Annotated in this window: 9 protein-coding genes; 4 read left to right on the top strand and 5 right to left on the bottom strand. The window is 61.6% G+C overall.

What is annotated here, in order from left to right; genetic code table 11:
• Positions 1-62: 62 nt before the first annotated feature.
• The 3 genes from GT753_RS21420 to GT753_RS21410 form a co-directional block, all read right to left on the bottom strand.
• Complete coding sequence (locus tag GT753_RS21420; RefSeq protein WP_371732197.1) at positions 63-3167, bottom strand: autotransporter outer membrane beta-barrel domain-containing protein; 3105 nt, start codon at positions 3165-3167, stop codon at positions 63-65.
• 118 nt (positions 3168-3285) lie between these two features.
• Positions 3286-6309, bottom strand: coding sequence for an autotransporter serine protease (locus tag GT753_RS21415; RefSeq protein WP_160125933.1), 3024 nt, complete (start codon positions 6307-6309; stop codon positions 3286-3288).
• A 478-nt stretch (positions 6310-6787) separates the two neighbouring features.
• The gene (locus tag GT753_RS21410; protein WP_103086377.1) at positions 6788-7441 is read right to left on the bottom strand and encodes a TetR/AcrR family transcriptional regulator; all 654 of its coding nucleotides are present in this window, start codon (positions 7439-7441) and stop codon (positions 6788-6790) included.
• 249 nt (positions 7442-7690) lie between these two features.
• On the opposite strand from GT753_RS21410, the gene GT753_RS21405 reads away from it, so the two are divergent.
• Positions 7691-8908 carry a Tm-1-like ATP-binding domain-containing protein gene (locus GT753_RS21405; protein WP_075685507.1) on the top strand — a complete coding sequence of 406 codons (1218 nt, stop codon included), beginning with the start codon at positions 7691-7693 and terminating at the stop codon, positions 8906-8908.
• A 92-nt stretch (positions 8909-9000) separates the two neighbouring features.
• Here GT753_RS21405 and spy read toward each other — a convergent pair whose 3' ends face one another.
• Positions 9001-9492 carry an ATP-independent periplasmic protein-refolding chaperone Spy gene (gene spy / locus GT753_RS21400; RefSeq protein WP_031300317.1) on the bottom strand — a complete coding sequence of 164 codons (492 nt, stop codon included), beginning with the start codon at positions 9490-9492 and terminating at the stop codon, positions 9001-9003.
• A gap of 532 nt (positions 9493-10024) precedes the next feature.
• Here spy and pdeR point away from each other — a divergent pair.
• Positions 10025-12019, top strand: a complete 1995-nt coding sequence (gene pdeR / locus GT753_RS21395; protein ID WP_021505223.1) for a cyclic di-GMP phosphodiesterase — start codon at positions 10025-10027, stop codon at positions 12017-12019.
• A 16-nt stretch (positions 12020-12035) separates the two neighbouring features.
• Here the strand turns inward: pdeR and GT753_RS21390 are convergent, their stop codons facing one another.
• On the bottom strand, positions 12036-12902 hold the full coding sequence (locus tag GT753_RS21390; protein WP_004929989.1) for a crotonase/enoyl-CoA hydratase family protein: 867 nt from the start codon (positions 12900-12902) through the stop codon (positions 12036-12038).
• A gap of 341 nt (positions 12903-13243) precedes the next feature.
• Between GT753_RS21390 and yhjD the strand changes: the two genes are divergently transcribed.
• Complete coding sequence (yhjD, locus tag GT753_RS21385; RefSeq protein WP_160125932.1) at positions 13244-14263, top strand: inner membrane protein YhjD; 1020 nt, start codon at positions 13244-13246, stop codon at positions 14261-14263.
• 329 nt (positions 14264-14592) lie between these two features.
• Positions 14593-15915: an MFS transporter gene (locus tag GT753_RS21380; protein WP_004929985.1), complete on the top strand. Its 1323-nt coding sequence runs from the start codon at positions 14593-14595 to the stop codon at positions 15913-15915.

The following is a 15915-nucleotide window of genomic DNA, read 5'->3' as shown; positions in this document are numbered from 1 at the left end:
AGCCGCAAATAAAAACGGAGCCGGCATGCCGGCTCCGTTGACCCTTGTAATGACCGCTTGGCTTAGAAGCGCCAGGTGAAACCGGCGTTGACGCTGTTGTCCTGATGGTTCTGCGACAGCAGCCCGCCGTAGCCCAGCGACAGCGAGGCGTTCTCGTTCACCGCCACTTCCGCCCCCGCCTTCAGCACCATGCCGTCGCGCGACACCGGCACGCTGTCCACCACGAACGGCGCGTTGCCGCCGTTGAACCGCAGCCCGGTGCCGCGCTCCAGCCCGCCGTACTGGTGTTGCCACCCCAGCTCGCTGCGCAGCGCCACCGTCGTGCCCGGGCTCACCTGCCACGCGGTGTCCGCGCGCAGCCCCAGCGTCGACACCGTCGCGTCGGTATGCTGCTTGTCGCCGCGCAGCGCCGCTGCGCCGCCGCTTTCCGCGATGCCGTTGTTTTCAAAGTTCACGTACGCCAGGTTGACGAACGGCTCCAGGTTCAGCCACTCACCCTCCACGCTGTAACCCGCTTCCGCGAACAGCTGCTCGGTGCGCGCGCTGTACTTCGCCGTGTCGCGGTCCGACTGCATCCCGTAGTTCACCGACCGTTTGGTGTCGATACGGTGCCAGGTGTAGCCCGCCCCGCCGCGCAGCGCCAGCGCCCCGAACTGCTTGTCGCCGTACGCCGCCAGGTGGTAGTTGTCGCTGTCCGCCTTCGACCCGTACCCGCCGTGCAGCGAGGTGCGGGTGTAGCCGGTCGCCACCCCCAGCCGCCAGTCGGCCGCCGCCGCCGAGTCCAGCCCCACCAGCACCCCGTAGGTCGAGGCCTGATACCCCGTGGCGTTGGCGTCGCCCGACGCATGGTCCCACGCCCCCAGCAGCTGCGCCCAGGCGCCGTCCTCGTCCGCCTTGATGGCCGACGAGCTCGCCAGCCCTTCCGCCTGACGCAGACGCCCGTTCAGCGCCTCACGCAGGTAGCGGCTGTCGTTCACCAGCGCCGACGCGATGTCCGCATGGATTTGCCCCGACAGCTGGCGGAACGCCTGCCGCGCCTCGCCCGCCGAGCCGCTGTTGAGCAGGCTCTCGTACACCGGGTTGCCCGCCGCCAGCGCATCCGCCGCCGCCGCCACCGCCCGCTCGTTCGGCGTCTGCGCCACGCTGGCGAAGCTCGTGCCGTTACGCCCGACGCTCAGCGTCACCCCGGTCGGCTGGTAGCTCAGCCCGGTGCCGAGGAACAGGTAGTTCGGCGCCACCGCGTCAAACTGCCCGCTCACCCCCTGCTGCGCACTCAGGATGGTGTACTGCTGGCCCAGCAGGCTGCGCACCTCGCTTTGCGTCAGCAGGTTGCTGCTGTTCTCCAGCGTCACCGCCACCTCGCCGCCGCCGATCGTCGCCGCTCCGCTGCTCTGGATCCGATCGCTCTGGCCGTTCGGCCCCACTTCCACCGCGTAGCGCGAACCCGGCTCGAAGCTGACGTTGCCGGCCACGTTCAGGGTGCCGATCGAGTTGCCCGGTGCCACGGTGCCGCCACGGCGGGCGGTCAGCGAACCGACCGTGCCGCTGCCGCCGACGATGCCGCCGTTCTGCACGCTGACGGCCGAGGTGACCGAGCCGTTGATCGCCAGCCGCCCCTGATTGACCAGCGTCGGGCCGGCATAGGTGTTGGCGCCGGTCATGACCAGCGTGCCCATCCCTTCTTTGGTCAGGCCGCCATGGCCGGAGATGTTGTTGGAGTAGACTTCCAGCTCGCAACTGATGTCGTCACACTTTCTGGCGTGCAGCGTGCCGGCATCCACCTCGGCGCCCAGACCCGGAATATTGGCGACAAACTGGGTCGGGCCGTAGGCCACGCCCGTCGGATCCGGAATGCGGAACTCCGCAGGAATATCTTCAACGGTATAGAACATGCCCGGGCCGTTGATGGCCTTGCCCAGGTTGATCATCCCCCAGCCGTAGAGCGCGTCGATGCCCGGCGCGCCCATGTCGGTGGCGGTGGTTTTCAGCACGTCGGCAATCTGCGCCGAGCTCATGTACGGGAAGCGCTGCAGCAACACCGCCACCGCGCCGGTGACGTGCGGCGTCGCCATCGAGGTGCCATTTTTATTGCCGTAGTCCGACACCAGGTTGGCCGGATCGGAACCGTTGGCCACGGTGCTGTAGATTTTGCTGCCCGGCGACGAGACGCAGAAGCTGGCGGTATAGCCGCAACGGGAAGAGAAGCTGCTGATGGTGTAAGGCACGCTGTTGGTCGATGTCGCATCCTGCGCCACGCTGGCGACCGACAGCCAGTTGGGTGCGATGTCCGGCACGAAATAGGCCAGCCCGCTGATCACATCCGGCTGGTTGTAGTTGCCGTCGTTACCAGCGGCGAACAGCACCAGAATATTCTTGCGCGCCGCGTCGATGGCGCCCTGATAGCCTGCGCCGGCCAGGCTGCCGAGCAGCGGTTTGACCTGATCGAACTGTTCCTGCGCATCCTTCAGCTCAAAGTGCAGCGCGTTGGGATCGCGGCCGCCGTCGGACAGGAAATCGGGAATACTGACGCCCCAGCTGTTGTTGATCACCCGCACGCCGCTCTTGATCATCGCCTGCCAGCCGGCATTGGTGACGGCGCCGTCCAGGCCGAGGAATTCGCCGTAGGCCGGGCCGTCGTTGTCGTTATCGACGCTGATCACCTGCGAATCGAAGGCCACGCCGTGCATGCCGACGCCGTCGCGGTTCGCCGCGCTGATGCCCGCGACGTGCACCCCGTGATTGCTCAGCATGCCCTGTGAACCGCTGTAGAAGTGGAAGGTGCCGTCGAAGTAAAAGCGATCGCCGGCGTTAATCCCCGGCCGGTGCGGATCGGTATAGGCGCGATAGCCTTCGGTGACGACGTTGATCAGTTTGCCGTCGCCGGCGAACTCGGGATGGCGGTTAACCGGGGTGTCGAAAATGCCCACCTTTTGCCCTTTGCCGGTGTAGCCGGCGGCGTAGGCCTCATCGGCGTGGATCGCCCCCAGCCCCCAGTTGGCGTTGAATTCGGCGCTGCGCCAGCTGGCCGGATCGCCGGCTTGGCCATTCACCTCGTGCGGCGCCGCCTGCGCATACCCCGCCAGCGCCATGCAGCAGACCAGCGCGTTCAGCCGCCACGGCGAGCGACGAGCGTTTCCTTTGCTGTCAAAACCCATTGTTGTTGTCATTTCCTTACCTTTTGCTTGTTATTGGCCGACGCCCCAGGTGCGCCGGGTTCTCATTAGCAGGATGTGAAAAAGGAACCGCCCGCAGACGGTTCCCGTACAAGGATTGAGTCGATGTTGCTTAGAAGCGCCAGGTGAAACCGGCGTTGACGCTGTTGTCTTGGTGGTTCTGCGACAGCAGCCCGCCGTAGCCCAGCGACAGCGAGGCGTTCTCGTTCACCGCCACTTCCGCCCCCGCCTTCAGCACCATGCCGTCGCGCGACACCGGCACGCTGTCCACCACGAACGGCGCGTTGCCGCCGTTGAACCGCAGCCCGGTGCCACGCTCCAGCCCGCCGTACTGGTGTTGCCACCCCAGCTCGCTGCGCAGCGCCACCGTCGTGCCCGGGCTCACCTGCCACGCGGTGTCCGCGCGCAGTCCCAGCGTCGACACCGTCGCGTCAGTATGCTGCTTGTCGCCGCGCAGCGCCGCTGCGCCGCCGCTTTCCGCGATGCCGTTGTTTTCAAAGTTCACGTACGCCAGGTTGACGAACGGCTCCAGGTTCAGCCACTCACCCTTCACGCTGTAACCCGCTTCCGCGAACAGCTGCTCGGTGCGCGCGCTGTACTTCGCCGTGTCGCGGTCCGACTGCATCCCGTAGTTCACCGACCGTTTGGTGTCGATGCGGTGCCAGGTGTAGCCCGCCCCGCCACGCAGCGCCAGCGCCCCGAACTGCTTGTCGCCGTACGCCGCCAGGTGGTAGTTGTCGCTGTCCGCCTTCGACCCGTACCCGCCGTGCAGCGAGGTGCGGGTGTAGCCGGTCGCCACCCCCAGCCGCCAGTCGGCCGCCGCCGCCGAGTCCAGCCCCACCAGCACCCCGTAGGTCGAGGCCTGATACCCCGTGGCGTTGGCGTCGCCCGACGCATGGTCCCACGCCCCCAGCAGCTGCGCCCAGGCGCCGTCCTCGTCCGCCTTGATGGCCGACGAGCTCGCCAGCCCTTCCGCCTGACGCAGGCGCCCGTTCAGCGCCTCACGCAGGTAGCGGCTGTCGTTCACCAGCGCCGACGCGATGTCCGCATGGATTTGCCCCGACAGCTGGCGGAACGCCTGCCGCGCCTCACCCGCCGTGCCGCTGTTGAGAATGCTCTCGTAGACCGGGTTGCCCGCCGCCAGCGCATCCGCCGCCGCCGCTACCGCCCGCTCGTTCGCCGTCTGCGCCACGCTGGCGAAGCTTGTGCCGTTGCGCCCGACGCTCAGCGTCACCCCATTCGGCTGGTAGCTCAGCCCGGTGCCGAGGAACAGGTAGTTCGGCGCCACCGCGTCAAACTGCCCGCTCACCCCCTGCTGCGCCGTCAGGATGTTGTACTGCTGGCCCAGCAGGCTGCGCACCTCGCTTTGCGTCAGCAGGTTGCTGCTGTTTTCCAGCGTGACCGCCACCTCGCCGCCGCCGATCGTCGCCGAGCCGCTGCTCTGGATCCGATCGCTCTGGCCGTTCGGCCCCACTTCCACCGCGTAGCGCGAACCCGGCTCGAAGCTGACGTTGCTGGCCACGTTCAGGGTGCCGATCGAGTTGCCCGGCGCCACGGTGCCGCCGCGGCGGGCGGTCAGCGAACCGACCGTGCCGCTGCCGCCGACGATGCCGCCGTTCTGCACGCTGACATCCGAGGTGACCGAGCCGTTGATCGCCAGCCGCCCCTGATTAACCAGCGTCGGGCCGGCATAGGTGTTGTTACCGGTCAGTACCAACGTGCCGATACCCTGTTTGGTCAGGCCGCCATGGCCGGAGATGTCGTTGCTCCAGAAATCCAGGCCGCACAGCACATCGCTGCAGACGCGCTCGGTCGGTTTACCCTTGTCCAGCACCGCGCCAACGCCCGGCAGATCCACCACAAACTGGGTCGGGCCGTAGGCCACGCCTGTCGGATCCGGAATACGGAACTCCGCAGGAATATCTTCGGCAGTCACCAACATGCCCGGGCCGTTGATGGCTTTGCCCAGGTTGATCATCCCCCAGCCGTAGAGCGCGTCGATGCCCGGCGCGCCCATATCGGTGGCAGTGGTTTTCAGCACTTCCGCCACCTGCGCACCACTCAGATACGGGAAACGCTCCATCAGCACCGCGACGCTGCCGGCCACGTGCGGCGCCGCCATCGAGGTGCCGCTGTATTTGGCGTAGCCGGTTGTCAGATTCTCTAGGCTGGTGCCTTCGATTACCGAGCTGTATACCCGGGTGCCCGGCGCCGAGACGCAGAAGCTGGCGGTATAACCGCAGCGAGAGGAGAAGGTGCTGATGCTGTAATCGCCGGTATTGGTCGGATCCTGCAAGCTGGCGACCGACAGCCAGTTCGGTGCAATCTCCGGCACGAAATAGGCCAGGCCGGCCATGGCGTCCGGGTTGTTGAGGTTGTAATCGTTACCGGCAGCGAAGATGGTGACCACGCCGCTGCGCGCCGCGTCGATCGCGCCCTGATAGGCGCCGCCGGGCTTGGTGCCCAGGATCTGTTTGATCTGATCGAACTGCTTTTGCGCATCGTCGACGGTGAAATGAGGGTAAGCGGGATTCTTGCCCCCCTTGGCGAATTTATCGGTAATGCCGATACCCCAGCTGTTGTTGATGATGCGCGCGCCGCTGGCCACCAGCGCATCCCAGCCGGCCTGGTACACTGCGCCGTCGTTGCCGAGGATGATGCCGTCCTCCGGGCCGGGATCGCCGTTTTCGGCGCTGATGATCTGCGCGTTGAACGCCACGCCGTGCATGGCGCCGCCGTCGCGGCTGCCGGCGGCGATGCCGCCCACGTGGGTGCCGTGCGAACCGAGCGTGCCATCGGAATCCACGCTCGGCGTGCCGTCATAGCGGAAATCATCACCTTTTTTCACCGGAATATAGGGATCGGTGTATTCACGGATGCCTTTGGTAACCAGATTGATCACCTTATTCTCACCGGCGAACTCCGGGTGCTTGGCGTAAACCGGCTGATCGAAAATGCCAAGTTTGATGCCTTTTCCGGTATAACCGGCGGCGTAGGCCTGGTCAGCGTGGATCGCCCCCAGCCCCCATTCTGCATTGAACTCACTGCTGCGCCAGCTGGCCGGATCGCCCGCCTGGCCGTTCTCTATATAGCTGGAGGCCTGCGCCCCGCCAATCGCCGTCAGGCAGATCAGCATCGCGCTCCATTGTGCGCGATGAACTCCGATTTCAGGCCAGCCGAAGGCCGCCCGAGCGGATTTGACTCCTCTACGTTTCTTCTCCATCCCAGATACCGTCCGTTGTTGTTTGCAAATGTTTTATAAGATTTTTTGTGTAACAGTTTGGTAACACCAAATAAATAAAGCACAACAATCTCAAGTGCGCTTAATGTGTCATCCGGCAGTTCGACGGGAGGAGAGAATGTTTCAGGGGTGAATCAGGCCAGTGCCGATAAGAAATGACAATGACGTTTACCGGTATCGAAACGGCGATAATAAGTGAAGGGATAAATTATAATTTACTGATAAATAAAAATATAATTCAGGGAGACATGAAGAGTGCGGCCATCTGAAAAGTGCTTAACAGGCGTCTTTTATCACTTTTAATTATAAATTTTGCCAATATTCACTCAGTGAATTATGCTGGTTTTTCACTCGGCCATCGGCAAAAATTGGATTATCCTGCTGATGTTTTTTTGCAGTTCGTCGCGTCCTCTTCCGCCTGACGCAGAATGGCTTTGGCCATCCATTGCGTGACGTCCTGAATGCTCTCAAGCTCCAGCCCCCAGATATCTTTCAGCACCAGAAACACCTCCGAGCCGTAAATCAGCGAGAAAGCATGAATCACTCTCTGCAGAGAGTCCGGCGGCAGTTTGCCCTGTAGCGGTTCCACCGCCAGCGCCAACAGGCGCTTGCGGTTGCCGCGCACGAATTTCTCGCCCGGCGTCGCGTGCGCCCACTGTTGCAAAGAGAGCTGCAGCGCCGCGCGCAATGCTCCCTCGTGCCGCTCCATCTGAGGATAGGCGAAAGTCAGCAACTGCTGGATGCGTTTCAGGGCGTCATCGTCTTGCGGGCGCCATTCCAGAATAGGCCCCAGGCTTTCCGCCACCACGGCGCTAATCAGCGCACTCTGGGTCGGAAAATAGCGGTAGGCCGTCGCACGCGATACCTGCGCATGCGCCGCCAGTTCGGTGATCGAAGGAAACGCCCCTTCGTCATACAGCGTCATCGCGCTGGCCAGCAACAAACGGTAGGTTTTTGCCCGGGTGGAAGTCAGTAAAGGATCAAACGGGGTGGGAAAGGCATCTATCGGCACATAAACCTCATGCATCTGCACACGCTTGCGCAACAGAGGATGCGCCTCTGTCGACTGGCTGCCGGCAAAGCGCCGGCCACGTTGAAAAGCTCAAAAATGAGACAGGAGTCCCATTTTGCACTGAGCTGCCCTTGCAAAAATGATACTGCCGTCTCATTATATAAATACATTAATCAATTTAATTTAAACGCCAACACCAGGGCACCCTAAAAAATATAACAAAATGATTTTTAAATAAAAATTAGAAACACCCCAGGAAGATACATGAAAGACACTTCAAATTTTGTCTATATTGCTACCACAGCAGATACGAAAGGACAAGAGCTGGAGTATGTACGCCGGCTGATCGCTGCCCTGAATTTACCCACGCGAACCGTCGATCTTTCCACTCGTCGCTTGCCGTTTGACTCCCCGGCCGATATCGGTCCAGAGGACGTCGCACGCCACCATCCGGCGGGCGCCGACGCGGTCTTCTGCGCCAGTCGCGGCCAGGCGATCGCCGCCATGGCGACCGCTTTCGAACGTTTTATCCTGACGCGCCGCGATATCGCCGCCTTGCTTGGCCTGGGCGGCTCCGGCGGCACCGCCATCATCACGCCGGCCATGCAGCAGCTGCCGATCGGCCTGCCGAAAGTGATGGTCTCGAGCATGGCGGCGGGAGACGTTTCCGCCTATGTCGGCGCCAGCGATATCAACATGCTGTATTCGGTCACCGATCTCGCCGGCCTGAACCGCATCTCGCGACGGGTGCTGAGCAACGCAGCGCGCCAGATAGCCGGCGCAGTGCACTTCGCCGCCGTCGACTATCACGATAACAAACCCGCGATCGGCCTGACGACGTTTGGCGTCACCACGCCCTGCGTTCAGGCATTGGTTGCCGAACTGGGAACACAATGGGATTGTCTGACGTTTCATGCGACCGGCAGCGGCGGCAGATCGTTGGAAAAACTGATCGATAACCGCCAACTGCACGGCGCCATCGATTTAACCACTACCGAAGTGGCCGATTACCTGTTTGGCGGTGTGCTGCCCTGCAATACGGATCGTTTCGGTGCCATTGCGCGTACCGGCATCCCGTGCGTGCTCTCCTGCGGCGCGATAGACATGATCAACTTCGGCGCGCCGAATACGGTGCCGGCTCGCTATGCCAACCGTCTGCGTCACCATCACAACCCGCAAGTGACGCTGGTACGCACCAACGCGCGGGAGAATGCGTTAATGGGGCGTTGGATGGGCGAAAAGATCAACGCCTGCGCGGGCGAAGTGCGTTTCGTTATCCCGGCGGGCGGCGTATCGGCTTTGGATGCGCCCGGTCAACCGTTCTGGGATCCGGCGGCGCTGGCCGCCTTTACGCAAGCGCTGGAGGAGACGGTATACGCCACCGACAAACGCCGGCTGATAAAAACGCCTTATCATATTAACGACCCGCGCTTTGCACAGGCCGTTGCCGAACAGTTCCGGCGCATTGTCGGCGGGGAATGATTATCACTCACTGCAGAACCTGCCGGTGATAACGCCAAATAAAAAGGGCCAGACAAATAGTCTGGCCCTTTATTATTCACCGCGAGCGGATATTACTGACCGGAGGGCATCTGCTCCTTCATTTTATTCATGTGGTCCATCATCTTTTGCTCGCGTTTCTGATAATTCTCATTGTATTGTTTTTTCTGCTCAGGCGTCAGCAGGTTATACATTTTATTTTCCGCTTTGGCGCGTGCCAGCATGCGTTCGGATTGCGCTTTGCCGATCGCGTCAATTTGCGCCTTCGCCTTCGCTTCGTCAAAGCTGTCGGAAGCGACCAGATTGTGCAACGCCTGGCGCTCCTCTTTCATGCCCGGCCCGCGCTTCTGGTGCGACTCTTTCATGATATCGCGCATCTGCTGGCGCTGCTGCTCGGTCAGGTTCAGCCCGGCGAACGGGCCGCCTTTGCCTTCACCCTTGTGATGCATCATTTTCATCGGCGCCGCATCCGCCGCCGGGGCCGTCGCCGTATCGGCGGCGAACGCCACGGAAGCAGAACCCAGAGCCAGCGTGGAAGCAATAAATAAAGCCGTCAATTTACGCATAATCATTTCCTTAAAAATTTTCTTCATCAGGAGCGCTGTACGTTAACAGGCTCATTCGTTGTCGGAGATAATAATAGGCTGATAAATTTCAAGTAATGCGAGGGTGTGTAAACTTTTTAAAACCCGTCTCGGATTTATTCACCAATTATGAGAAAACTATGAAGATGGCGTTTATTTGATGGAAATTTTAATTTCTCGGCAAAAATCCCCCCGGTGGAGTTATTTTTCCGCTTTCCCCTCACCGCTATAATTTACTCACCTGCACGGCAACCTTGTATCAACCGTTTTCCGATAGCAGGGAAAATCACTAAGCATCACACGATCCGATGTTCTCCTACACTTTAAGGCAAGCGGCCGCCGGGCGACGTTTACACCGCAAAACTAATCATTGCTTATATAATAGTTTCCATCACCCGCCCCGCCTGTGAAAACCTGTTATATGATGCACAGATGCGTACGGCGATCGCTTTCGGGCCAACAGGCTGCCCGGCGCTGTGCCGGCCGCCCGCCCGTGCTCTTTTGAGGAATCGTCATGCCCGCAGACCAAGGCCCTGAGCTTCTTAGCGCTCACTTCGGCACCCAAAGCCCCCACTGGCGGCTGGCGTTTGACAGCAATGCCCTGGAGCTGTCCGCTATTAAGGGCAAAGCTCATGTCGCGGTGGCGCTCAGCGCTATGGAAGCGGCGAAAATCCGCCGTCTGACCGGCGTGACCGCCAGCCTTGAGCTGACCATTACGCTAGCCGGTGAACCGCTGCATCTGCATCTGGTCGGGCGCCGCGTCAACAACCTCGAATGGGCGGGCACCGCTTCCGCCTTCAGCGACACCCAATCCGTGGCGCGCGACCTGGTGCACGGCCTCTCCTTCGCCGAACAGGTGGTGTCCGAAGCCAACTCGGTGATCGTGATCGTCGATCAGCACGGCCGCATCCAGCGCTTCAACCGGCTGAGCGAGGAGTACACCGGGCTGCACGAACACGAGGTGATCGGCAAAAACGTTTTCCAACTGTTTATGAGCCCGGAAGAAGCCGCCGCTTCGCGGCGCAACATCGCCGGCTTCTTCCGCAACGGTTCGTCCTATGAGGTGGAACGCTGGGTAAAGACGGTCAAGGGTGAACGGCTGTTCCTGTTTCGCAACAAATTCGTGCACAGCGGCAGCGGAAAAAACGAAGTCTTTCTGATCTGCTCCGGTACCGACATCACCGAAGAACGCCGCGCGCAAGAGCGGCTACGGGTGCTGGCCAACACCGATCTCATCACCGGCCTGCCGAACCGTAACGCCATACAGGACAAGATCAATCACGCCATCGCCACGCGCGGTGAAGAGAGTTTCGGCCTGGTGTACCTCGATCTCGACAACTTCAAAAAGGTCAACGACGCCTACGGCCATATGTTCGGCGATCGGCTCCTGGTCGAGGTCGCTCTGGCGATCCTCGGCTGCCTGAGCCCGGATCAAGTGCTCGCCCGCCTCGGCGGCGACGAATTCTTGGTGCTGGCGCCACAAAGCGATCGCGAGCGCCTGCAAACGCTGGCGCAGCGCATTATCGACAGGCTGAAGACCCCTTTTCGCATCGGCCTGATTGAGGTGTATACCGGCTGTTCGATCGGCATCGCACTCTGCCCTGAGCACGGCAACGATCTCGACAGCCTGATCCGCAGCGCCGATACCGCCATGTACGTCGCCAAGGAGCACGGAAAACGCACCTATACCGTCTTCTCGCCGGAGATGAACAAACGCGTCGCCGAGTACATGTGGCTGGACACCAATCTGCGCAAAGGGTTGGAGCAAAATCAGCTGGTGCTGTATTACCAGCCTAAAATCGACGCGCACAGCGGTGAAGTGCACAGCGTGGAAGCGTTGGTGCGCTGGGATTCGCCGGAGCGCGGCCTGATCCCGCCGCTGCAGTTCATCTCCTACGCCGAGGAGTCCGGTCTGATCGGCCCGTTGGGCCAATGGGTGCTGCAAACCGCCGCCGGGCAGGCGGCGCAGTGGCAAGAGCGGGGATTGAATCTGCGGGTGGCGGTCAACCTCTCTGCCCGTCAGCTGGCCGATGACAGCATCGTCAACGACCTGCTCGGGGTGCTGCACCGTCACCGCATGGCCCCCTGTCTGCTGGACTTCGAGTTGACCGAAAGCAGCCTGATTGAAGACGAGAATCGCGCGCGCGCGCTGATCACCCGGCTGCGCGAACTGGGCGCGCAGGTGCATCTTGACGACTTTGGCACCGGCTATTCGTCGTTGGCGCAGCTGGCACGCATTCCTCTGGACGCCATCAAGCTGGATAAAAGCTTCGTGCGCGGGGTGAATTTCAATCCGGTATCGCAATCGCTGGTACGCGCGATCGTCGCGGCGGCGGAGGCGTTGGCCTTCCGCGTGATCGCCGAAGGGGTGGAGACCGAGAGCGAAAACCACTTCCTCGACGAAGTCGGCGTGGACGAAAAACAGGGCTTTCTGTTCGCGCGGCCAATGCTCCCGGAACAGCTGGAGCATTGGCTGCAGTCCTATCGCCCGCGCTCACCCTCCGCATGAGGCGGGCGCGTTAACGTTAGCCGGCACGACGCAGGTTCAGGGTATGGCGATCCTGCAACATCACCAGTCGCTCGATGTAGGCACGGTCTTTTTCCTCAATGGTAAAGGCCGAGTGCACCCAATCTTCGGTAATGTCCATCAGCTCGGAACGCGTCAGCTGCAACACGCGCTGACGCGCCCGCAGCATGGCGCGCATGCCGTTGAGCTTCGGCCGGATGGTATCGATAAAGGTGCGCGTCGCCAGGTAAGCGTCGCCGGGCTGGAACAGCTGGTCTACCAGCCCGCGGCTCTCGAACCACTCTGCGGTGTGCGACTCGCCGCCCCAAATCAGCTCCTCAGCCAAGCGCATGCCCGCCTTGCGCGCCACCAGCGAGTACCCCCCCATGCCGGGAAACAGGTTGAACGCAATCTCCGGGAACCCCATGCGCGCATTGTTTTGCGCCAATACGAAATGGTGCGCCAGCGCCGCTTCAAAACCGCCCCCCAGCGCACTGCCTTCAACCATCGCAATGCTGACCGCGCCGGTGTCGAAACCGCGCGCCGCCGCATGCACGCAGTCGATGCAGGCGCGCGCGTAGGCCATCATCGCCTCGCGCTTGCGGTTTTTGATCGCTTCGGCGAAGAACTGCAGATCGCCGCCGACGTTGAACATGTTCGGCACCAGCGAGCCGGTGACCCAGAAGTCGAACCGCAGCGAAGACTCCTTCGCCGCCTGCGCCAGCGTCATGATGTCTTCAATCAATGCCTGGTTGAAGCAGGGGCGTGGCGCAGCGCGCAGCAGCATCCACATGATGTGCCGCCCCTCTTCATAGTAGGCGGAGATCTGCGACAGATTGCCCGCTTCGGTAAACGGACGACAGGTGGGGTGATTAAGCAATTTCATAAGACCTTCCAGTTTTTCTGTTGATGACGGATGAGACCGTTCCAGCCCCTACGGCTGCAGCGGAGCGGCGAGCGGCAAAGCGCGACGCCACATCATGAGTAAACGCTTTCTCGCCGACGAAACAGATAAAAATTGGAGGTAGAGAAGTGAAAAAAACCGAGGCGCCACGGGGTTTTCATAGGAATTTTACCTATCGCGCCATCCCCGGCATTTCATGCCGGGCGCTAACGCGTTAAGCTCGGGAATTGACCGTTTGCCGCCCCGGCGCTCAAAACGCCGCAGGGCTTTGGCTATAATCAACGCTGATACATGCCGTTTAACGTTAAGGAAATCGTGAAGTAATGCCTACAGGACCAGACCAGGAACGCCGCCAGCCCGCACAAGACACGCCGCCGAAGCCGCTTATCGCCATCAAGACCGGCCATGAGACGCTCGACCGCCGCATTAGCGGTTTTTCACGTCTGATTGAACGCATCAAAGCCTGGCCGAGCGTGGCGCACCTGCTGCGCGCCGCCGAACGCTTTAACGATCGGCTGGGCAGCCAGTTCGGCGCCGCCATCACCTATTTTTCATTCCTCTCGCTGATCCCGATCCTGATGGTGTCGTTCGCCGCCGCCGGTTTCGTGCTGGCTTCCAACCCGGATCTGCTGGCCCGCTTGATCAACCGGATCGTCGGCAGCATCAGCGATCCGACGCTGGCCAGCACGCTGAAGAACACCGTCAATACCGCCATTCAGCAGCGCACCACCGTGGGGTTGACCGGCCTGGCGCTGGCGCTCTATTCCGGCATCAGTTGGATGGGCAACCTGCGCGAAGCGATCCGCGCGCAGTCGCGTGACGTCTGGGAGCGCAATCCGCAGGATCAGGAGAAAATCTATTTCAAGTACACCCGCGACTTCATCTCGCTGACCGGCCTGGTGGTCGCGCTGATCATCACGCTGTCGCTGACCTCGGTCGCCGGCTCGGCGCAGGCGGCGATCGTCAACGCGCTGGGGCTGGACGGCATCGAATGGCTGCGGCCGGCGCTGACGACGATCGCACTGTCGATCTCGATCTTCGCCAACTATCTGCTGTTCCTGTGGATTTTCTGGATGCTGCCGCGCCACAAACCGAAGAAAAAAGCGCTGCTGCGCGGCACCTTGCTTGCGGCTATCGGCTTTGAGGTGATCAAGTTCGTGATGACGATGACGCTGCCGCAGGTGGCGAAATCGCCTTCCGGCGCGGCCTTCGGCTCGGTGATCGGGCTGATGGCGTTCTTCTACTTCTTCGCCCGCCTGACGCTGTTTTGCGCCGCCTGGATCGCCACCGCCGACTACCAAGGCGACAAAGCCGTGCCGGAACGCGAGCCGCCGGCGCGCTGAAGCCATGCGATCGTGCCGGTGTTATCGCACACACCGGCACTTTCCTCTGGATATCAGCCAGAAAACCAGTCAATACATCTAAATAACGCGGCACGCGATCCGAAAAACCAGCATAACAGACTACCCAATCACTTTTCTTTGCCGCTTTTACAGCCATTCCCTCTGTACGAAAGCCCTTTCTCAACGTTTAACGCTGCAGAAAACAAGCCAGATAAAACATTAGTCTTTTTAACCGGTTAGCGGGGTCATTGCCCAAAGTTCCCGCGTTGAAAAGGCCGAATGCTGTCACTAAGATGGATTTTTACCCCCTCCAACAATAAGAAATAGATATGCAAGCCACCATCGCACCCCCACTCGACGCCGACGACGCGTCCACACCGGTGAACTCCCGCGGGAAAGTCATCGTCGCCTCGCTGGTCGGCACCGCCATCGAGTTTTTCGACTTCTACATCTACGCCACCGCCGCGGTGATCGTGTTCCCGCACATCTTCTTCCCGCAGGGCGACCCGACCACCGCGACGCTGCAGTCGCTGGCCACCTTCGCCGTCGCCTTTGTCGCGCGCCCTATCGGCTCTGCGCTGTTCGGCCACTTCGGCGATCGCGTGGGGCGCAAGGTGACGCTGGTCGCCTCGCTGCTGACCATGGGGATTTCCACCGTGCTGATCGGCCTGCTGCCGAGCTATGAAACCATCGGCATCTTCGCCCCGATCCTGCTGGCGCTGGCGCGCTTTGGGCAGGGGCTGGGGCTGGGCGGCGAATGGGGCGGCGCAGCCCTGCTGGCGACGGAGAACGCGCCGGCCAAAAAGCGCGCGCTGTACGGCTCCTTCCCCCAGTTAGGGGCGCCTATCGGTTTCTTCTTCGCCAACGGCACCTTCCTGCTGCTCTCATGGCTGCTGAGCGACCAGCAGTTTATGGAATGGGGCTGGCGCGTGCCGTTCATCCTCTCCGCGGCGCTGGTGCTGATTGGCCTGTACGTGCGGGTATCGCTGCATGAAACGCCGGTGTTCGCCAAAGTGGCCAAGGCCGGCAAACAGGTGAAAGTGCCGCTCGGCACGCTGCTGAGCAAGCATCTGAAAGCCACCATCCTCGGCACCTTCATCATGCTGGCGACCTACACGCTGTTTTATCTGATGACGGTGTATTCGATGACCTACGGCACCGCGCCGCAGCCGCTCGGGCTCGGTTACTCCCGCAACAGCTTCCTGTGGATGCTGATGGTGGCGGTGATCGGTTTCGGCGTGATGGTGCCGATCGCCGGTCTGCTGGCGGACGCGTTCGGCCGCCGCAAGACCATGATCGCCATTACCCTGCTGATGATCGGCTTCGCGTTCCTGTTCCCGACCCTGCTGGGTTCCGGCAACCAGGCGCTGGTGATGGGCTTCCTGCTGTGCGGCCTGAGCATCATGGGGCTGACCTTTGGCCCGATGGGCGCGCTGCTGCCGGAGCTGTTCCCTACCGAAGTGCGCTATACCGGCGCATCGTTCTCCTACAACGTCGCGTCGATCCTCGGCGCGTCCGTGGCGCCTTATATCGCCACCTGGCTGGCGGCCCACTACGGACTGTTCTACGTCGGCATGTACCTGGCGGCGATGGCCGGGCTGACGCTGCTGGCCCTGCTGCTGATGAAAGAAACCCGCCATCAGTCGCTGTGA

This window comes from Serratia sp. Z4, assembly GCF_009900725.1.
Classification (GTDB): Bacteria; Pseudomonadota; Gammaproteobacteria; order Enterobacterales; family Enterobacteriaceae; genus Serratia; species Serratia nematodiphila.
The sequence above is the reverse complement of the archived record's forward strand: the minus strand, read 5'-3'. Positions and strand labels throughout refer to the sequence as shown.

Excerpts from the sequence above, each read along its gene's own strand:
- GT753_RS21420 (WP_371732197.1), bottom strand. The coding sequence starts at position 3,167 with ATGACAACAACAATGGGTTTTGACAGCAAAGGAAACGCTCGTCGCTCG.
- GT753_RS21415 (WP_160125933.1), bottom strand. The coding sequence starts at position 6,309 with ATGCTGATCTGCCTGACGGCGATTGGCGGGGCGCAGGCCTCCAGCTAT.
- GT753_RS21410 (WP_103086377.1), bottom strand. The coding sequence starts at position 7,441 with ATGCATGAGGTTTATGTGCCGATAGATGCCTTTCCCACCCCGTTTGAT.
- GT753_RS21405 (WP_075685507.1), top strand. The coding sequence starts at position 7,691 with ATGAAAGACACTTCAAATTTTGTCTATATTGCTACCACAGCAGATACG.
- spy (WP_031300317.1), bottom strand. The coding sequence starts at position 9,492 with ATGCGTAAATTGACGGCTTTATTTATTGCTTCCACGCTGGCTCTGGGT.
- pdeR (WP_021505223.1), top strand. The coding sequence starts at position 10,025 with ATGCCCGCAGACCAAGGCCCTGAGCTTCTTAGCGCTCACTTCGGCACC.
- GT753_RS21390 (WP_004929989.1), bottom strand. The coding sequence starts at position 12,902 with ATGAAATTGCTTAATCACCCCACCTGTCGTCCGTTTACCGAAGCGGGC.
- yhjD (WP_160125932.1), top strand. The coding sequence starts at position 13,244 with ATGCCTACAGGACCAGACCAGGAACGCCGCCAGCCCGCACAAGACACG.
- GT753_RS21380 (WP_004929985.1), top strand. The coding sequence starts at position 14,593 with ATGCAAGCCACCATCGCACCCCCACTCGACGCCGACGACGCGTCCACA.